General features: G+C 67.1%; 15 protein-coding genes and 3 tRNA genes. 8 read left to right on the top strand and 10 right to left on the bottom strand.

The window, feature by feature from the left end:
* Positions 1-9: 9 nt before the first annotated feature.
* Entirely contained in the window at positions 10-921 is a 912-nt protein-coding gene (locus AB6807_RS29505; protein WP_116909288.1) for a PP2C family serine/threonine-protein phosphatase, read from the bottom strand.
* A 4-nt stretch (positions 922-925) separates the two neighbouring features.
* A complete protein-coding gene (locus tag AB6807_RS29500) occupies positions 926-1933 on the bottom strand; it encodes a serine/threonine-protein kinase (protein WP_116909289.1) in 1008 nt (335 codons plus the stop codon).
* Positions 1934-2024: 91 nt separating this feature from the next.
* Between AB6807_RS29500 and AB6807_RS29495 the strand changes: the two genes are divergently transcribed.
* The 4 genes from AB6807_RS29495 (at position 2025) to AB6807_RS29480 (ending at position 6171) form a co-directional block, all read left to right on the top strand.
* Positions 2025-2948, top strand: coding sequence for a YicC/YloC family endoribonuclease (locus AB6807_RS29495; RefSeq protein WP_371087330.1), 924 nt, complete (start codon positions 2025-2027; stop codon positions 2946-2948).
* Positions 2949-2959: 11 nt separating this feature from the next.
* The gene (gene gmk, locus AB6807_RS29490) at positions 2960-3580 is read left to right on the top strand and encodes a guanylate kinase (RefSeq protein ID WP_116909291.1); all 621 of its coding nucleotides are present in this window, start codon (positions 2960-2962) and stop codon (positions 3578-3580) included.
* Positions 3581-3618: 38 nt separating this feature from the next.
* A complete protein-coding gene (rpoZ, locus tag AB6807_RS29485) occupies positions 3619-3822 on the top strand; it encodes a DNA-directed RNA polymerase subunit omega (protein WP_007835875.1) in 204 nt (67 codons plus the stop codon).
* A 93-nt stretch (positions 3823-3915) separates the two neighbouring features.
* Positions 3916-6171 carry a bifunctional (p)ppGpp synthetase/guanosine-3',5'-bis(diphosphate) 3'-pyrophosphohydrolase gene (locus tag AB6807_RS29480; protein ID WP_116909633.1) on the top strand — a complete coding sequence of 752 codons (2256 nt, stop codon included), beginning with the start codon at positions 3916-3918 and terminating at the stop codon, positions 6169-6171.
* 4 nt (positions 6172-6175) lie between these two features.
* Here AB6807_RS29480 and greB read toward each other — a convergent pair whose 3' ends face one another.
* From greB to hrcA, 5 genes are all read right to left on the bottom strand, one after another.
* Complete coding sequence (gene greB, locus AB6807_RS29475; RefSeq protein ID WP_371087329.1) at positions 6176-6751, bottom strand: transcription elongation factor GreB; 576 nt, start codon at positions 6749-6751, stop codon at positions 6176-6178.
* 59 nt (positions 6752-6810) lie between these two features.
* A tRNA-Arg gene (locus AB6807_RS29470) sits at positions 6811-6887 on the bottom strand.
* Positions 6888-7003: 116 nt separating this feature from the next.
* Positions 7004-7080 (bottom strand) — tRNA-Arg (locus AB6807_RS29465).
* Between the two features lie 84 nt (positions 7081-7164).
* A tRNA-Ile gene (locus AB6807_RS29460) sits at positions 7165-7241 on the bottom strand.
* A 40-nt stretch (positions 7242-7281) separates the two neighbouring features.
* Entirely contained in the window at positions 7282-8289 is a 1008-nt protein-coding gene (gene hrcA / locus AB6807_RS29455) for a heat-inducible transcriptional repressor HrcA (protein WP_116909293.1), read from the bottom strand.
* A gap of 31 nt (positions 8290-8320) precedes the next feature.
* Between hrcA and AB6807_RS29450 the strand changes: the two genes are divergently transcribed.
* The 3 genes from AB6807_RS29450 to rapZ are packed head-to-tail and all read left to right on the top strand — an operon-like array spanning position 8321 to position 11803.
* Complete coding sequence (locus AB6807_RS29450) at positions 8321-9232, top strand: NAD kinase (protein WP_116909294.1); 912 nt, start codon at positions 8321-8323, stop codon at positions 9230-9232.
* 1 nt (position 9233) lies between these two features.
* Positions 9234-10925: a DNA repair protein RecN gene (gene recN / locus AB6807_RS29445; protein WP_116909295.1), complete on the top strand. Its 1692-nt coding sequence runs from the start codon at positions 9234-9236 to the stop codon at positions 10923-10925.
* The gene (gene rapZ / locus AB6807_RS29440) at positions 10922-11803 is read left to right on the top strand and encodes an RNase adapter RapZ (protein ID WP_116909296.1); all 882 of its coding nucleotides are present in this window, start codon (positions 10922-10924) and stop codon (positions 11801-11803) included. The genes recN and rapZ overlap by 4 nt, the downstream gene beginning before the upstream one ends.
* Positions 11804-11827: 24 nt before the next feature.
* Here the strand turns inward: rapZ and mutY are convergent, their stop codons facing one another.
* The 3 genes from mutY to mutM all read right to left on the bottom strand — a co-directional run bounded on the left by mutY (position 11828) and on the right by mutM (position 15783).
* Complete coding sequence (gene mutY / locus AB6807_RS29435) at positions 11828-12862, bottom strand: A/G-specific adenine glycosylase (protein WP_371087328.1); 1035 nt, start codon at positions 12860-12862, stop codon at positions 11828-11830.
* 34 nt (positions 12863-12896) lie between these two features.
* Complete coding sequence (locus AB6807_RS29430; RefSeq protein ID WP_371087327.1) at positions 12897-14858, bottom strand: dynamin family protein; 1962 nt, start codon at positions 14856-14858, stop codon at positions 12897-12899.
* Positions 14859-14970: 112 nt separating this feature from the next.
* Positions 14971-15783: a bifunctional DNA-formamidopyrimidine glycosylase/DNA-(apurinic or apyrimidinic site) lyase gene (gene mutM, locus AB6807_RS29425; protein WP_116909298.1), complete on the bottom strand. Its 813-nt coding sequence runs from the start codon at positions 15781-15783 to the stop codon at positions 14971-14973.
* Between the two features lie 82 nt (positions 15784-15865).
* Between mutM and AB6807_RS29420 the strand changes: the two genes are divergently transcribed.
* A complete protein-coding gene (locus tag AB6807_RS29420) occupies positions 15866-17713 on the top strand; it encodes a tetratricopeptide repeat protein (RefSeq protein ID WP_371087326.1) in 1848 nt (615 codons plus the stop codon).
* The last annotated feature ends 1 nt before the right edge of the window (position 17714 follow it).

Here is a 17714-nt window from a genome sequence, read left to right as displayed (position 1 = left end):
CCGTGGCGTTCAGGTCTTGCGTGCGGCGGAGCGTCGAATGGCTTCGTTGATCTCGGCGATGGAGCGCTCGATGGCGTCTTCGTCGAGGTCGTCGGTCTCGCTGTCGGAGGGCATGCCGGCCTGGATGGTCGAGGCGAACACGCCGTCCTCGATGGTCTCGGTAGACACGCCGCTGCGGTCGTCGGCCGCGGCGGTGTCGGGCATTTCCCATTCGAGCGCGATGAGGGTGACGTTGTCGCTGTGGGAGCCGCCCTTGCGCAGCGCCATCTCGGCCAGGTCGGGCGCGGCGTCGGACACGGGCTTGCCGGAGGACAGCGTGTGCACGATGAGTTCGTCGTCCAGCACGCCCCACACGCCGTCGGAGCACAGCATGAGGCGGTCGCCGCGCTGCAGCGCCATGGGCGCCGACACATCGAACAGCGGCGTGGTCGGCGAGCCGAGGCAGGTCAGCAGCAGGTTGCGGTTGACGGGCGCGTCGGAGGCGTTGGGCTTGGGGCGCTCGGCGTGGGAGTGGTCGCGCGTGCGCACCAGCAGGCGGCCGTCGCGCACCACGTACAGGCGCGAGTCGCCGCAGTGCATCCACGTGGCGGTGGAGTTCTGCAGCACGGCCGCGACCACGGTGGTGCGGGGGGTGTCGAGCATGGCCTTGTGGCTGGCGTACCGCATGATCTGCTGGTGCGCGGCCATGGCCGACTCGGCCAGGAAGGCCTTCACGTCCTTCACGGTCGGGCGCGCCTCGCGCTGGTAGAGCGCGGCAATGGTCTGCAGCGCGAGCTGCGCCGCCACCTCGCCCTCGGGGTGGCCGCCCATGCCGTCGGCCAGCACGAACAGCCCCGATTCCCGCGTGTAGCAATAGCCCATGCGGTCTTCGTTCTTGACACGACCGCCCTTGCGGCTGACCTGGAAGACGGAGAATTTCATGATGTCATGCGGGGCGCGTGGTGGGCGCTACAGCCTTGGGCAGGCTCTTCTTGTCGAAGGAGCGGATGTTGTCGATCGACAGGCGCACTTTCTCGCCCACCGTGAGCTTGGTGTAGCGGCGCTCGCCCTCGCGGCTGAGCTCCTTTTGCAGCGCGAAAACCGATTGCGGGCGCGACAGCGGATCGAGCGACATGCACCACTCGACCACTTCGATGAGGTTGTCGGAATACACGCCGCGCAGGCGCGACAGCGACAGGCTGAGCCGGTCTTTCTCGATGCGCCGCGGCGCGTCGTTGGGCGGATAGCCCTGCATGCAGGCGTAGATGCAGGCGCCGATGGCGTAGATGTCGGTCCACGGGCCCATGGACGAATCGCGCCGGTACATCTCGGGGGCGGCGAAGCCGGGGGTGTACATCGGGCGGATGAAGATGCCTTCCTTGCTGAGCACCTCGCGCGCGGCGCCGAAGTCGATCAGCACGGCGCGGTCGTCGTCGGTGACGAAGATGTTGGCCGGCTTGATGTCCAGGTGCAGCATCTTGTACTGGTGCACGATGCGCAGGCCGCGCAGGATCTCGTCGAACAGCGAGCGGATGGTCGACTCGCGGAACACCTTCTGCTTTTTCAGGTCGCGCGCGGTGACCACGAAATCCTGCAGGGTGGCGCCCTCCAGGTAGTTCATGACCATGTAGACGGTCTCGTTCTCGCGAAAGAAATTGAGCACGCTGACCACCGAGGCATGCGAGATCTGGGCGAGCGAGCGGCCTTCTTCGAAGAAGCTCTTCAGGCCGAGGCGGTAGAGCGACAGCTTCTCGGGCGGCACCTGCGGGTTGAGCTCGCCGGGCCCGCGGGTGGCCAGCGAGGACGGCAGGTATTCCTTGATGGCGACCTGCTGGCCGTTGGAGTCGATCGCGAGGTAGACAACGCCGAAACCGCCCGCCGAAAGGCGGCGGATCACGCGGTATCCGCCGATGACCGTATCGGGCGACAGGGGCGTAGGCTTGACCTTTGACATAATCCGGGAGTTTCGCCCGAAGGCGATGGTGCGGCAAGCGAACGCCGTGCCGACGCCTCGGTGCATGCAAGCAAAACCACAGTGAGGCGCAATGCCAGTTTACAGCATGACCGGCTACGCCAGCGGCCAGAACGGGTCCGCAGGCAGCCACTCCGAAGCCGATGCACGGCCTACCGCCGCAGGCCGGCTCGGGGTAGAAATCCGCTCGGTCAACAGCCGCTTTCTCGACCTGACCTTCAAGCTGCCGGAAGAACTCCGCCAGCATGAAACCGCCCTGCGCGAGCTGCTCACGGGCAAGCTCAAGCGCGGCAAGGTCGAGGTGCGCGCCGCCATCGAGAACACCGCCCAGGCGGGCGTCGTCGAGCCCTCCGTGAAGCTGCTCCAGCGGCTCAACGGCGTGCAGGACAGCGTCAAGGCCTGGCTGCCCGGCGCCCGGGAGCTGAGCGTGGCCGACGTGCTGCGCCTGGCCGGCGGCGACAGCGCCGCCCGCGGCGACTGGGGTGCCGACCTGCTCGACGTCGCCGGCAAGGCGCTCGACGGCCTGATGTCGGCCCGCCAGCGCGAAGGCGCCCGGCTGGCCAAGATGCTCGACGCCCACCTGGGGCAGTTGCGCACCCTGGTGCTGCAGGCCGGCCCGCTGGTGCCCCAGCTGGTCGAACAGCAGCGCACCCGCTTCCTGGAACGCTGGCAGGAGGCCATGGGCCTGACTGCCGGCACCGGCGGCACCCTGCCCGAGGCAGCCCAGGACCGCGCGCTGACCGAGGCCACGGCCTTTGCCATCCGCATCGACGTGGCCGAGGAGCTCACCCGGCTGAACTCGCATCTCGACGAGATCGAGCGGCTGCTGAAAAAGGGCGGCGAGATCGGCAAGCGCCTGGACTTCCTCATCCAGGAGCTGCACCGCGAGGCCAACACCCTGGGCTCGAAGTCGGCGGCGCTGGAACTCACGCGCATCGGCGTGGACATGAAGGTGCTGATCGAGCAGATGCGCGAACAGGTGCAGAACATCGAATGACGAGCGAAAGAATGGACTACCCCGGCAATATCTTCGTGGTCGCGGCGCCCAGCGGCGCCGGCAAATCGAGCCTGGTGAAGGCGCTGATGGAGCTCGATTCGGCCGTCCAGCCTTCGGTGTCGCACACCACCCGGTCGCCGCGCGGCCAGGAAAAGCACGGCCGCGAGTACTTTTTCGCCTCGCCGTCGGAGTTCGACGCGCTGATTGCGGCGGACGGCTTCGTGGAATGGGCGCATGTGCACGGGCACCGCTACGGCACGTCGAAGCGGGCCGTCGAGGAGCGCATCGCCCAGGGAGCGGACGTGATCCTTGAAATCGACTTCCAGGGCGCGCTGCAGATCCGCAAGACCTTCGCCAACGCGGTGATGATCTTCATCCTGCCGCCCAGCTGGGAAGAACTGCGTTCGCGGCTCGAACGGCGCGGCGAAGACAGCGCCTCGGTCATCGAACTGCGCCTGAAAAACGCCGCCGAAGAGATGGCACGGGCGGGGGAATTCGACTTCGTTATAATCAACGAGTTATTTGAGCGCGCGCTTTTCGATCTCAAGGCGATCGTCCACGCTCAGCGGCTCCGGTATTCCGCACAGCGCCGTGCGCGTGCCGACACATTCGCCGCACTGAACATCCCCTGATACCCGAGCCCTCGCTCACCGACAGAAAGATTCTCATCATGGCCCGCATCACCGTCGAAGATTGTCTCGTCAACATCCCGAACCGCTTCCAGCTCGTTCTGGCCGCGACCTACCGCGCGCGCATGCTGAGCCAGGGCCACGCACCGAAGATCGAGAGCAAGAACAAGCCCGCCGTCACCGCCCTGCGCGAAATCGCCGAAGGCAAGATCGGCCTCGAAATGCTCAAGAAGGTGCCGGGCTGATCTGACGCAGCCCTGCAACGAAAAGGCACCGCAAAGCGGTGCTTTTTTTATGCCCGGACGCGTCCATACAGCGGTCACGCTAAAGTGATAGACATGAGCGCGGTAGCCAAACATCAGTCCCAAGCCCCCAAAGGCCCGCCGAAACCGAGCCCGGCGGCGCTGAACGCAGCCGCCGCAAGCTTCGCCGCCTTGACGGCGCGCCTCGACTACCTGAGCCCCGAAGACACCGAACTGGTACGGCGCGCCTACCGCTTCGCCGACGAGGCGCACCTGGGCCAGTTGCGCAACAGCGGCGAGCCCTACATCACCCATCCGATCGCGGTGGCGGCGCAATGCGCCGAGTGGAAGCTCGACGCGCAGGCGCTGATGGCGGCCTTGCTCCACGACGCCATCGAAGACTGCGGCGTCACCAAGCCCGAACTCATCGAACGCTTCGGTGCCCCGGTGGCGGAACTGGTCGACGGGCTCACCAAGCTCGACAAGCTGCAGTTCAACACCCGCGAAGAAAACCAGGCCGAGTCGTTCCGCAAGATGCTGCTTGCCATGGCGCGCGACGTGCGCGTCATTCTCGTGAAGCTGGCCGACCGCACGCACAACATGCGCACGCTGGCCGATGCGCCGCGCGAGAAGTGGGCCCGCATCTCGCGCGAAACGCTCGAGATCTATGCGCCCATCGCGCACCGCCTCGGACTGAACCAGACCTATCGCGAACTGCAGGAACTGTCGTTCCGGCACCTGAAGCCCTGGCGCTACGCCACGCTGTCGAAAGCGGTGGCCAAGGCGCGAGGTCGACGCCGCGACCTGATCCAGAAGGTGCAGAAAGAGGTCGAAACGGCCTTCTCCGCCGCCGGAATGACGCTGCGGATCGCCGGGCGTGAAAAGACGCTGTATTCCATCTATCGAAAGATGGAAGAAAAGCACCTGAGCTTCGCGCAGGTGACCGACATCTACGGCTTCCGGCTGATCGTGCCGAACGTGATCGCCTGCTACACCGGGCTGGGCATCCTGCACCAGATGTACAAGCCGCTGCCCGGCAAGTTCAAGGACCACATCGCGATCGCCAAGCTCAACGGCTACCAGTCGCTGCACACCACGCTGGTGGGGCCCGCTGGCGTGAGCGTGGAGTTCCAGCTGCGAACCGAGGCCATGCACGTGGTGGCCGAATCCGGCGTGGCGGCGCACTGGCTGTACAAGGCGGCCGAGCCCAACGCTGCGAGCAACGACCGCCTGGGCACCAAGTGGCTGCAATCGCTGCTCGACATCCAGGACGAGACGCGCGACGCCGCCGAGTTCTGGGACCACGTCAAGGTCGACCTGTTTCCGGATGCGGTCTATGTGTTCACGCCAAAGAGCCAGATCATGGCGCTCCCGCGCGGCGCCACGGTGGTCGACTTTGCGTACGCCATTCACAGCAACATCGGCGACCACACATCGGCCGCGCGCATCAACGGCGACCAGGTGCCGCTGCGCACCGAGCTCAAGAACGGCGACGTGGTCGAGGTGATCACCGCGCCGGTGTCCACGCCCAACCCGGCATGGCTCGGGTTCGTGCGAACCGGGCGGGCACGCTCCAAGATCCGTCACTACCTGAAGACGCTGGCGCACGCCGAGTCGGAAGGCTTGGGCGAGAAGCTGCTGGCCCAGGCGCTGCGCGCCGAGGGGCTGAGCAAGCTGCCCGAGAACGACGAGGAGCACCAGCCGCTGTGGGAAAAGCTGCTGCGCTTCACCGGCAACCGGACCCGCGCCGAACTGCTGACCGACATCGGTCTGGGCAAGCGCATCGCCAGCATCGTCGCGAAACGGCTGGTGTCCATGCTGTCCGAACTGGGCGAACGGCCCGACGCGCTGCTGCTGAGCCGCGAGCGCTTCATCTCGCACGAGACGGTGTCGCAGGGCGCGGTCACGCTGGACGGCAGCGAGAACTCGTCCGTGCGCTTCGCGCTGTGCTGCCGCCCCATTCCCGGCGACCAGATCGTCGGCTATCTGGGGCACGGCGAAGGCCTGGTGGTGCACACCGAAGACTGCGGTGTCGGCCAGCGCCTGCGCCACAAGGACAGTGAACGCTTCTTCGCCGTCGAGTGGGCGGACGAACCCACGCGCGCTTTCGAAACTGGCGTGGTCATTACCGTGCGCAACGACAAGGGCGTGCTCGCGCGGGTCGCGGCCACGTTGGCGGATGCCGAAGCCGACATCACGCACGTGGAAATGGCCGACGAGACGCCGCAGGATTCGACCGACCTGCGCTTCGTGATCGCGGTGCGCGACCGGACGCATCTAGACGCCGTGCTGCGCGCCGCACGGCGGACCGCATCCGTCCTGACTGCCTCGCGGACGGTTCCCGCTCCCTGAGCCTCTAGGCTTCGGCCGGGCGCGGCGCGGGATAGTTCACCGAAAGAATCTCGACCTCGTGCGCGCCACCCGGCGTCACGAGCTTTACGACGTCGCCTTCGCGCGCCTTGAGCAAAGCTCGAGCGATCGGAGAGATCCAACTGACTTGCGCCTTTGCGCTCTCCGCCTCGTCGATGCCGAGGATGGTGACGCTGCGCTCGTCGCCCGCCTCGTCGGCATAACGCACCGTGGCGCCGAAGAAGACCTGATCGCGGCCGTGATGCACCGACGGGTCGGTGATTTCTGCGATTTCGAGCCGCTTGGTGAGAAAGCGGATGCGCCTGTCGATTTCCCGCAGGCGCTTCTTGCCGTAGAGGTAGTCGCCGTTCTCGGAGCGGTCGCCGTTCTTGGCGGCCCAGTGCACGGTCTCGACGATCTTGGGGCGCTCCTCGTCCATCAGCTGCAGCAGTTCGTCGCGCAGGCGCGCGTAACCGTCGGGGGTGATGTAGTTCTTGCTGCCGGCGGGCAGCGGAGGCAGGGCGCCATCGGCGCCGTCGTCGTCCCCGTCGGAATCCGTTTCCTTGGTGAATGCCTTGCTCAACGCAAAATCCTCCAAAAAAGAAAAAAGCCCGCAACTTTCGTTGCGGGCTTTTTATGTAGTGGTGCGGCTGGCAGGAATTGAACCCACGACCCCTTGGTTCGTAGCCAAGTACTCTATCCAACTGAGCTACAGCCGCACAGCTTGCAATTATAGCCCGCTTTTCTCGACCTTTTAGGATTTACCTGATCGCAGACACGCGGTCGTCACAAAAGAAAAAAGCCCGGAAGACGAATCTTCCGGGCTTTAAAGAGTTGGTGCGGCTGGCAGGAATTGAACCCACGACCCCTTGGTTCGTAGCCAAGTACTCTATCCAACTGAGCTACAGCCGCTGAGCCCACGATTATATCCCGTTTTCGCGGGCTTCCTCGAAGACATCCAAAAAGCTTTGCACAACCTGGTGCAACTGGCGGTGGTGGTAGGCCGTGATGGGCTTGAACCATCGACCAACGGATTATGAGTCCGCTGCTCTAACCAACTGAGCTAACGGCCCACGCGGCACGGATTCTATTCGCGCCGCGCCACAGCCCACGCTACTTGCGATGGCTCAATGCGTTGGTCACCAGCCGCGAGGTGATATCGACGATCTGGATCATCCGCTCGTACGGCATGCGCGTCGGCCCGATCACGCCCAGCGTGCCCACCACCTGCCCGTCGACCTCGTAGTTGGCGCTGACGATGGACAGCTCCTCGAAGGGCACCACCTGGCTCTCGCCGCCGATGAAGATGCGCACGCCTTCTGCCTTGCTCGACACATCGAGCAGCCGCATCAGCTGCGCCTTCTGCTCGAACAGTTCGAAGGCGCGGCGCAGCTGGCCCATGTCGCTGGAAAAGTCGCTCACCGCCAGCAGGTTGCGCTCGCCGGAAATCACGACATCGTCTTCCTGCGCCTCTGTCAGCACTTCGGAGCTGACCTTCACCGCAGCCTGCATCAGCGTGGCGATCTCGCCGCGCAGCGTCTCGATCTCGGACTGCAGCTTGTCGCGCACCTGCTCGATGGTCAGGCCCGCATAGTTCGCGTTGATGTAGTTGGAGGCCTCGACCAGTTGCGACTGCGAATAGTCGGCCTCCGGGAAGATCACCCGGTTCTGCACATCGCCGTCGGGCGACACGATGATCACCAGCAGCCGCTTCTCGGACAGCCTCAGGAACTCGATCTGCTTGAACACCGAGGCACGCCGCGGCGCCATCACCACGCCCACGAACTGCGACATGTTCGACAGCAGGTGCGCCGCGTTGGCGATCACCTTCTGCGGCTGGTCGGGCGCAAGGCTCGGCGTGTTCATGTGCTCACGCTGGGCGGTCAGCATGGTGTCGACGAACAGGCGGTAGCCGCGGTGCGTCGGAATGCGGCCCGAAGAGGTGTGCGGGCTGGCGATCAGCCCGAGCCCTTCGAGGTCGGACATGACGTTGCGGATGGTCGCGGGCGACAGGTCGAGCCCCGCGGAACGCGACAACGTGCGTGACCCGACGGGTTGCCCGTCGGCGATGTAGCGCTCGACGAGCGTCTTGAGCAGCAACTTGGCACGGTCGTCCAGCATTGCAAGATTTTAGTGTTGTAATTTGTGAGATATGACCTCTCGCTTTCGTCACGTCGCCCTGATCGGCAAATACCAGGCTTCCGGCGCCCGAGCGCAGGCGGACGCTCGCGACGGTGTGATGGAAAACATCGGGGCCTTCCTGGAGTCGCAGGGCTGCAAGGTTTTCGTCGAACGCTCCACCTGCAAGGAAGACGAAGAAAGTGCCCCGCCCCACCCACGCTACGAAGCCCTGACGGTCGAGGAAATCGGCCAGCGCTGCGACCTGGGCCTGGTCGTCGGCGGCGACGGCACCATGCTCGGCATCGGCCGGCAACTCGCCAGCTATGGCATTCCGCTGATCGGCATCAACCGCGGCCGCCTTGGCTTCATCACCGACATTCCGCTGGACAACTACCAGGCCACGCTGATTCCCATGCTGGCCGGCGAATACGAAGAAGACCATCGCAGCCTGATGCACGCGAGCGTGATGCGCGACGGCGCCTCGGTGTTCGACGCGCTCGCCATGAACGACGTGGTGGTCAACCGCGGCGCCACCTCCGGCATGGTCGAGCTGCGCGTGTCGGTCGGCCGGCACTTCGTGGCCAGCCAGCGCGCCGACGGCCTGATCATCGCCACGCCCACGGGCTCCACGGCCTATGCGCTGTCGGCCGGCGGCCCCTTGCTGCACCCGGCGGTGCCCGGCTGGGTGCTGGTGCCCATCGCGCCGCACACGCTGTCGAACCGCCCGGTGGTGCTGCCCGATGCCGACGAGATCGTCATCGAGCTGGTCGGCGGACGCGACGCCAGCGCCAATTTCGACATGCAATCGCTCGCCTCGCTCGCCATCGGCGACCGCGTGGTGGTGCGCCGCTCCGACTTCCGGGTGCGCTTCCTGCATCCGCGCGGCTGGAGCTATTTCGACACCTTGCGCAAGAAACTTCACTGGAACGAAGGGGGCTCCTGACATGGCGCTGCGACGCATCGCACTGCGCGACTTCGTGATCGTGCGATCACTCGAACTCGACCTGTCCGGCGGCTTCACGGTCTTGACCGGTGAAACCGGCGCGGGCAAATCCATATTGATCGACGCGCTGCAGCTGGCGCTGGGCAACCGGGCCGATGCCGGCGCGGTGCGCGAAGGCGCCGAGCGGCTCGACGTGAGCGCCGAGTTCGACGCCGACCCGGCCCTGGCCCCCTGGCTCGACGAAGGCGGCTTCGAAGCCGGCGATGCCCTGCTGCTGCGCCGCACGGTCGACCTGCAGGGCCGCAGCCGCGGCTGGATCAACGGCAGCCCCGCCACGGCCACGCAACTGCGCGAGCTGGGCGACCACCTGCTCGACATCCACGGCCAGCACGCCTGGCAGAGCCTGACCCGGCCCGAGGCCGTGCGCGGCCTGCTCGACGCCTACGCGGGCGTGCGCACCGACGCGCTCGATGCCGCGTGGCACGGCTGGCGGCAGGCGCTTTCGTCGCTCGAGCACGCGCGCTCGGCGCAAGACTCGCTGCAGCGCGAACGCGAACGGCTGCAGTGGCAGATTTCCGAAGTCGCCAAGCTCGCACCGGGCGCCGACGAGTGGGAAGAGCTGTCGACCGCGCATTCGCGCATCTCCAACGCCCAGGCCCTGATCGACGCGGCGCAAGGCGCCAGCCTGGCGCTGGAAGACGACGACAACGGCGCGCTCGCCGCGCTCACGCGCGCGGCCACGCTGCTGCAGAACTGCGAGCACATCGAGCCCGAATTCCGCAACCTGGGCGAAGTGCTGGCCTCCTGCGTGGCACAGGCCTCCGACGCGGCCCATTCGCTGCACGGCTACCTGCGCGACACCGACGCCGACCCGCACGGCCTCGCCGAGCTGGACGAGCGCATGGGCCTGTGGATGTCGCTGGCGCGCCGCTACAAGCGCACGCCCGCCGACCTGCCGGCACTGCTGGCCGGCTGGCAGGCCGAGCTGCAGGCACTCGACGCGCAAAGCGATCTCGACGGGCTGGAGCGCGCCGAAGAAGCCGCGCAGCAGGTCTACATGAAGGAAGCCAAGGCGCTGGGCAAGTCGCGCAAGCAGGCCGCGCCGCGCCTCGGGCAGGCGGTCACGCAGGCCATGCAGGGCCTCGGCATGCAGGGCGGGCGCTTCGAGGTCGAGCTGCAGCCGCTGGCGCAGCCCGGCCGCGCCGGCCTCGAAGAAGTGGCCTTCCTCGTGGCCGGCCACACCGGCAGCACGCCGCGCGCCATCGGCAAGGTGGCTTCGGGCGGCGAGCTGTCGCGCATCGCGCTGGCCATTGCCGTCACCACCAGCCAGCTCGGCACCGCGCAGACGCTGATCTTCGACGAGGTCGATGCGGGCGTCGGCGGCGCGGTCGCCGAGACGGTCGGGCGCCTCATGAAGCAGCTCGGCCGCGACCGGCAGGTGCTTGCCGTGACCCACCTGCCCCAGGTGGCCGCCTGCGCCGACCACCACCTGGTGGTCGCCAAGCGCCAGACGGCGGCCGCCGGCAAGGACGGCCCGCGCACCGAAAGCGGCGTGTCGCGCCTCGACGACGACCACCGCGCCAAGGAAATCGCCCGCATGCTGGGCGGCGAAAAGGTCTCGCAGACCTCGCTCGCGCATGCGCGCGAGATGCTGGGCCACAAGAGCGCCACGGCCCCGGTGACGTCGCCATGAACCACCTCGACCTCGTGCTCATCACCGGCATGTCGGGTTCCGGCAAGTCGGTGGCCTTGCATGCGCTGGAAGACGCCGGCTACTACTGCGTCGACAACCTGCCGCCCGAGCTGCTGACCGCGTTCATCGCCCTGCAGCACGAGCAAGCCACGCCGCGCGTGGCCATTGCCATGGACGTGCGCAGCGGCGTGTCGCTGCCGATCGTGCCGCTGCAGCTCGAGGCGCTGCGACGCGACGGCGGCATCTCGCTGCGTTCGCTGTTCCTCGATGCCACCACCGACGCGCTGCTGCGCCGCTATTCGGAAACCCGCCGCCGCCATCCGCTCTCGCGCCAGGAGGGCCGCACCGACGTGCCTGAGCAGCATCGCGTGCTGATGCAGGCCATCGAGCTGGAGCGCGAGCTGCTGGCCGACCTGCGCGACGGCGCCGACGTGATCGACACCAGCCTGATCCGGCCCGCGCAGCTGCAGAGCTACATCAAGTCGCTGATCTCGGCGCCGCAGAACGCGCTGACGCTGGTGTTCGAGTCGTTCGCGTTCAAGCGCGGCGTGCCGCTGGACGCCGACTACGTGTTCGACGTGCGCATGCTGCCCAATCCGCACTACGTGCCCGCGTTGCGGCCGCTCACGGGGCGCGACGAACCGGTGATCGAGTGGCTGCGCGAGCACGACGACGTGGCGCGCATGTACGACGACATCGAGCAGTTCCTGTCGCATTGGCTCGATGCGCTGGCGCGCGACCATCGCAGCTACGTCACGGTGGCCATCGGCTGCACCGGCGGGCAGCACCGCTCTGTGTTCCTGGTCGAGCAACTGGCGCGCTCGTTCGGCGCGCGCTGGGGTTCGCTGAAGCGGCACCGCGAGCTCGACGCGAACTGAGCGGCGCGAAGCTCTAGAAACTGTCTAGACCGCGCCGCTTTCGAGCAGCTTGCGCATCGGCGCCGGCAGGCCCAGCCGACGCCATTCCTCCGCCTCCACCCATCGCGCGCCCTCGCCTCGCGGCTGCGCGCCGTGCAGCTGCACGGGATGCAGGTGCAGGTCCTTGTGGGTCAGCACGTGCACGAAGGCCGGCAGGTCTTGCGCGCCGTGCTGCGCTGCTGCCGGCAATGCAGCGAGCAGGTCTTCGCGGCTGTCGAACACGGGCAGGCAATACAGCCCTGCCCAGATGCCCTTGGCCGGCCGCTTCTCCAGCCAGACCCGGCCCTGCGCGTCGCGCGCCAGCAGCACCCACAGCGACTGGGCGCTGCGCTTGAGCTTGCGCGTCTTCACCGGGTAGCGCTCGGGCGCGCCTTCGCGCAAGGCCGTGCAGCTCCGGTTGACAGGGCAGATCATGCAACTGGGCTTGCGTGGCAGGCACACGGTGGCGCCCAGGTCCATCAACCCCTGCGTGTAGTGCGCGATGGCTTCGCGCTGCTCGGCGGGCGGCAGCAACTGCGTTGCCAGGTCCCACAGTGCGCGCTCCTGCGCGGCGGACGACATGTCGCCCGCAAAACCGAGCACGCGCGTCAGCACGCGCTTCACGTTGCCGTCGAGGATCGCCACGCGCTCGCCGAAGCAGAAGGCGGCAATTGCCGCCGATGTCGAGCGCCCGATGCCGGGCAGCGTGACCAGTTCGGCGGCGGTGTGCGGAAACTCGCCGCCGAAACGCACGACCACGTCCTGCGCGCAGCGGTGCATGTTGCGCGCCCGGCTGTAGTAGCCCAGGCCGCTCCAGAGGCCGAACACCTCGTCTTCCGTGCCGGCGGCCAGTGCCTTCACATCGGGAAAGCGCTCGAGAAAACGCGCGAAGTAACCCAGCACCGTCGTCACCTGCGTCTGCTGCAGCATCACTTCCGACAGCCACACGCGGTACGGATCGCGCGTGTTCTGCCACGGCAACTGGCTGCGCCCGTGGGTGCGCTGCCAGCTCACGACCTGCGCGGCGAAATCGGCGGGCAAAGGTGAAGTTGCAGCCGCCGCGGCGGCGGAACGCTCAGGCCGCACGCAGCTCGCCGACCGTGGCCGCTGCCTGCGGCTTTCCGGGTTGCGCGATCAGCGAGGTGAACTCGCGCAGCCGCACATGCAGTTCGGCCAGGTCGCGCTCCTGCGCGGCCAGTTCGAGCAGGCGCTCGTCGAGGTTGCCGGCCGCGCTCTGGATGCGCTCGATGGCCTCGATGCGCTTGCTGAAATTGCGCCTGCGCTCCTTGAGCTGCGCATCGATCTGCGCGCTCGCGCCCTTGCTCCAGCGCTCGACCTCGGTCATGGCGGCCTCGTTGACCAGCCGCAGGCGGCTGGCCAGCGCGCGCACCAGCTTGTCGCAGAAATCGGCCTGCGCCAGCTTCAGCAGGTTGCCCACGCCCAGGTAATGGATGTGGCTGCGCTCGATCTGGCTGAGCTCCTGCTCGAAGCCGGTGAGATCAGGCTCGGCCGGCGCCTGCAGCGTGAAGCCCTGCTCGGCATTGAGCTGGCGAAAGGTGGCGTGCAGCATCGACTGGATCTCGGCCGTGGTCGCCTGCACTTCGCGCAGGTTGTTGCGCAGCGAGTCGAAGGTCTCGGCGTACACCTTGCGCACGTTGAACTTGACGCCAGGCCGCTTGAGCGCGGCCGACAACCGCACCATGTCGGCCTTGAGCGCGGTGCGCCCGAGCACGGCGTACACCTCGCGCAGCAGCTTGCCCTGCACCGAGCGCAGCGCCAGGATGCGCGTGTTGCTGCCTTCGAATTCGGCGTGTTCCTGGTCGATGCGCGCGCGCATGTGGCGGATCACCGACACGTTCTTGCCGCGCAGCCCCTGCAGTTCGAGCGCCTGCTCGGACAGGTCGCGCTGGCGCACCTTCAGGATGCGTTCGGCCTCGGCGCGCAGCGCGGTCATGCCCGCATCGACCGCCAGCCGCAACATGGTCTCGCGCTTGCCGAGCACGCCTTCGCCCAGCAAGGCTTCGAGCGCCGGCAGACGGCTGGCCTGCAGCAGCTGCACGTCGCGCTGGATCTTGGCCTGCAGCCCCTTCTGCGCGGACACCGGCAGCACCTGCGCCAGCGGCACCTCGAGCAGCCGCGCCGCGCCTTCGCGCTGGCGCTCGATCTGCTGCTCGATCTGCGCGGGCGTGCTCAGCGTGTCCCACATGGTGTCGATCTTGTTGAGCACCACGAAGCGCGTGTCGTTGCCTTCGTCCTCGGTGATCAGGTGTTCGCGCCAGATCGACAGGTCGGAGCGCGTCACGCCGGTTTCGGCGCCCAAAATGAACACGACCGCATGCGCCTGGGGAATGAGGCTGACCGTCAACTCGGGTTCCGCGCCGATCGCATTCAGGCCGGGCGTGTCCAGAATCACCAGCCCCTGCTCCAGCAGCGGATGCGGCATGTTCAACACGGCATGGCGCCAGCGCGGAATTTCGACGCGGCCCTCGGCGTCCTGCACCGGGTTGTCGTCGGGCGTTTCGTCGTTCCAGAAGCCCAGCGTGCGCGCTTCTTCCTTGCTGACCCACCGCACCTCGGCCACCTTGCCCATCGCCTGCGCGAGCTGCTCGGCGTTGACGACGTCGATGGCGATCTCGGTCCAGCGCGTGGGCTTTTCGCGCCAGTGGGCGAGCGAATGCGGCTCCAGCCGGGTCTCGATGGGCAGCAGGCGCAGCTTGGGCGCCAGCGCGGGGTCGTAGCCCAGCTCCGTCGGGCACATCGTGGTGCGGCCCGCGCTCGCCGGCATGATGCGGCGCCCGTAGCCGGCAAAGAAGATGGCGTTGATCAGCTCCGACTTGCCGCGCGAGAACTCCGCCACGAAGGCGACCATGACCTTGCTGGTGCGGATCTGCGTCTCGAGCCCGCGCAAGCGCTCGGCCACCGACTGGTCGAGCAGCTCGTTCTCGGTCAGCCAGCGGGACAGCCACTGCAGCCGGCGAGCGAAATTGCTTCGCCACGCGCCGTGCTGGTCGAGTTGTTGGTTGAAAGAGCGGCTCAAGGGAAATGTGTAAGAAAGAGCTTACAAATATAGCATCGGGAGGCGCGCAACAACCGTTTTCGGGCGATTCCGTTCAAGGTGTTGGCGGCGTTCCACGTTTGAGGTTTCAGGTTTACTTCTGGCAGTTGGGGCAGTAGTAAGTCGAGCGTTGCCCCTGGCGCAGCAAGCGGATCGGCGTCGCGCAGACCCGGCACGGCTCGCCGGCGCGGCCGTACACGGTCGCCTCGAGCTGGAAATAGCCGTTCTTGCCGTCCACGCCCGAGAAGTCGCGCAGCGTGCTGCCACCCTTCTCCACCGCCCGCGCCAATATCTCGCGCACCGCGGCGTGCAGCTTCGCCGCGCGCGGCCTGCTGATGCGCGCGGCCGACAGCGTCGGCCGAATGCCGGCCTGGAACAACGCCTCCGACGCATAGATGTTGCCCACGCCCACCACCACGTCGCCCGCCAGCAGCACCTGCTTGACGGCGCTCTTGCGCTTCTTCAGTCCGGCATGGAAGGCATCGAGGTCGAAGGCATCGCCCAGCGGCTCCATGCCCAGGCCGCCCAGCAGCTTGATGGCCCAGGGCGCGTCTTCGTGCTCGACGTAGACCACCGCGCCGAAGCGGCGCGGGTCGTTCAGCCGCAGCGTGCCGCGGTCGGTCACCAGGTCGAAGTGATCGTGCACGCCGGGTGGCGGCAGGGTCATGTCGAAACGCAGGCTGCCCGACATGCCCAGGTGCAGCAGAAGGATGCCCTGGTCGAGGTCTATCAGCAGGTATTTGCCGCGCCGGCGCACCTGCAGCACCTTGCGCCCGACCAGTGCCTCGGGCAGCACCATCAAGGCCCATCGCAGCGGCTTGCCGATGCGCACCGCGTCGATGCGCGCACCGGCAATGCGGTCGGCAAAACCGCGCCGGGTGACTTCGACTTCGGGTAATTCGGGCATGAAAAGTAAATCTCCGGCAAACACCCGCGGCGGCGAAGCCCCCGCGCGGCGCTCGTTCAAAAGCCTGGATTATTATGGTCAGATGAATCTTTCGCCCCGCCGACACCGCCTTGCGGCGGCCGCGTCTCTCGCCTTGCTGGCTTGTGCCGCCCAAGCACAAACATCCGATCCTGCAGCCCCCACCAGCCCCGCGCCGGTCATCGAGCGGTCCGCGCCGCCCAAGCCAGCGGCCAAGCCGCGGGTGGTGGCAGCCAAGCCGGCGAGCGAACCTGAAGCACAGCCCTCGGCGCTCACCGCCGACCTGTTCTACGAGATCCTCATGGGCGAGCTCACGACCCGCACCGGCGACCCCGGCTCGGGCTACGCACTGGTGCTGGATGCCGCCCGCCGCTTGCGCGACGGCAAGCTGTTCCAGCGTGCGGTCGAAATCGCACTGCAGTCGCGCTCTGGCGACGCGGCGCTGGCCGCGGCCCGCGCCTGGCAGGAAACACTGCCGACTTCGCGCGACGCACGTCGCATCGAACTGCAGATTCTCATTGCGCTGAACCGCATCAGCGAAACGGTCGAGCCGTTGCGCGCCGAGGTGGCGGCCACCTCGCAAATCGAACGCCCGCTGCTGATGGCCGTGATTGCGCGCAACTACTCGCGCGCCGCGGACAAGAAGCTGGCCGCGTCGGTGGTCGAGCAGGCACTGGTCGACGAGCTCAAGAGCCCGACCACCGGCGGCCTGGCCTGGGCCACCGTGGGGCGCCTGCGGCTCAATGCCGGTGATGCCTCCGGCGCGCTGGATGCCGCGCGCAAGGGCCAGGAAATCGACCCGGCCTCCGACGCACCGCCCGCGCTGGCGCTTGAAATGATCGACCCCGGCCAGCCGCTGGCCGAGCCGATCGTCACGCGCTTCCTGAACAACAACCCCAAGGCTTCGCCCGACCTTCGCGTGGCGTACGCACGGGTGCTGGTGGAAAACCGCCGCTTCAACGACGCGTCCGTGCAGCTGCAGGCCGTCACCTCGTCGCGGCCCGATCTGGCGGAACCCTGGCTGCTGCTTGGCAGCCTGCAGATGCAGGCCAAGCAGGACGCCGCGGCCGAAGCATCGATCAAGCGCTTCATCGAGCTGTCGAACAGCCAGGCCAACAAGGACCAGGACGCGTCCGACCGCAAGCGCAGCGTGGCGCAGGCGTACTTCGCGTTGTCGCAACTGGCCGAACGGCGCAAGGACTACGCAGGCGCCGAGCGCTGGCTGTCGCGCGTCGACGGCGCCGAAGAAGTGGTGGCCGCGCAAACCCGCCGCGCCGCGCTGCTGGCGCGCCAGGGCAAGCTGCCCCAGGCCCGCGAGGTCATCCGCAGCCTGCCGGAGCGCACCGCGGAAGACAAGAAGCAGAAATTTCTCGCCGAAGTGCAGCTGCTGCGCGACGCCAAGCAGTACCAGGCCGCCTACGACATGCTGACCCAGGCGTCGGCCGCTGCGCCTGACGACAGCGACCTCGTCTATGACCAGGCCATGATCGCCGAGAAGCTCAACCGCCTCGACGACATGGAGCGGCTGCTGCGCCGGCTGATCGTACTGAAGCCGGAAAACCAGAACGCATACAACGCGCTGGGCTATTCGTTCGCCGATCGCAAGATCCGCCTCGACGAAGCACGCACGCTGATCCAGAAGGCCGTGCAACTGGCGCCTGAAGATCCGTTCATTGCCGACAGCCTGGGCTGGGTCGAATTCCGCCTCGGCAACACCGACGAGGCCATCCGCATCCTGGAAGCCGCCTACAAGACCCGGCCCGATCCGGAGATTGGCGCGCACTTCGGCGAAGTGCTGTGGAGCGTAGGCCAGAAGGACCGCGCGGTCACGATCTGGAAAGAAGCACTGCTGAGCGACGCAGAGAACGAGACCCTGCAGGAAACGCTCAAGCGCCTGCGGGTCAAGCCCTGAG

This window comes from Variovorax sp. RCC_210 (assembly GCF_041355175.1).
GTDB lineage: Bacteria > Pseudomonadota > Gammaproteobacteria > Burkholderiales > Burkholderiaceae_C > Variovorax.
The sequence above is the reverse complement of the archived record's forward strand: the minus strand, read 5'-3'. Positions and strand labels throughout refer to the sequence as shown.

Bases quoted from the DNA above. Each gene is read 5' to 3' on its own strand.
- AB6807_RS29505 (WP_116909288.1), bottom strand. From the start codon at position 921: ATGAAATTCTCCGTCTTCCAGGTCAGCCGCAAGGGCGGTCGTGTCAAG.
- AB6807_RS29500 (WP_116909289.1), bottom strand. From the start codon at position 1,933: ATGTCAAAGGTCAAGCCTACGCCCCTGTCGCCCGATACGGTCATCGGC.
- AB6807_RS29495 (WP_371087330.1), top strand. From the start codon at position 2,025: ATGCCAGTTTACAGCATGACCGGCTACGCCAGCGGCCAGAACGGGTCC.
- gmk (WP_116909291.1), top strand. From the start codon at position 2,960: ATGGACTACCCCGGCAATATCTTCGTGGTCGCGGCGCCCAGCGGCGCC.
- rpoZ (WP_007835875.1), top strand. From the start codon at position 3,619: ATGGCCCGCATCACCGTCGAAGATTGTCTCGTCAACATCCCGAACCGC.
- AB6807_RS29480 (WP_116909633.1), top strand. From the start codon at position 3,916: ATGAGCGCGGTAGCCAAACATCAGTCCCAAGCCCCCAAAGGCCCGCCG.
- hrcA (WP_116909293.1), bottom strand. From the start codon at position 8,289: ATGCTGGACGACCGTGCCAAGTTGCTGCTCAAGACGCTCGTCGAGCGC.
- AB6807_RS29450 (WP_116909294.1), top strand. From the start codon at position 8,321: ATGACCTCTCGCTTTCGTCACGTCGCCCTGATCGGCAAATACCAGGCT.
- recN (WP_116909295.1), top strand. From the start codon at position 9,234: ATGGCGCTGCGACGCATCGCACTGCGCGACTTCGTGATCGTGCGATCA.
- rapZ (WP_116909296.1), top strand. From the start codon at position 10,922: ATGAACCACCTCGACCTCGTGCTCATCACCGGCATGTCGGGTTCCGGC.
- mutM (WP_116909298.1), bottom strand. From the start codon at position 15,783: ATGCCCGAATTACCCGAAGTCGAAGTCACCCGGCGCGGTTTTGCCGAC.
- AB6807_RS29420 (WP_371087326.1), top strand. From the start codon at position 15,866: ATGAATCTTTCGCCCCGCCGACACCGCCTTGCGGCGGCCGCGTCTCTC.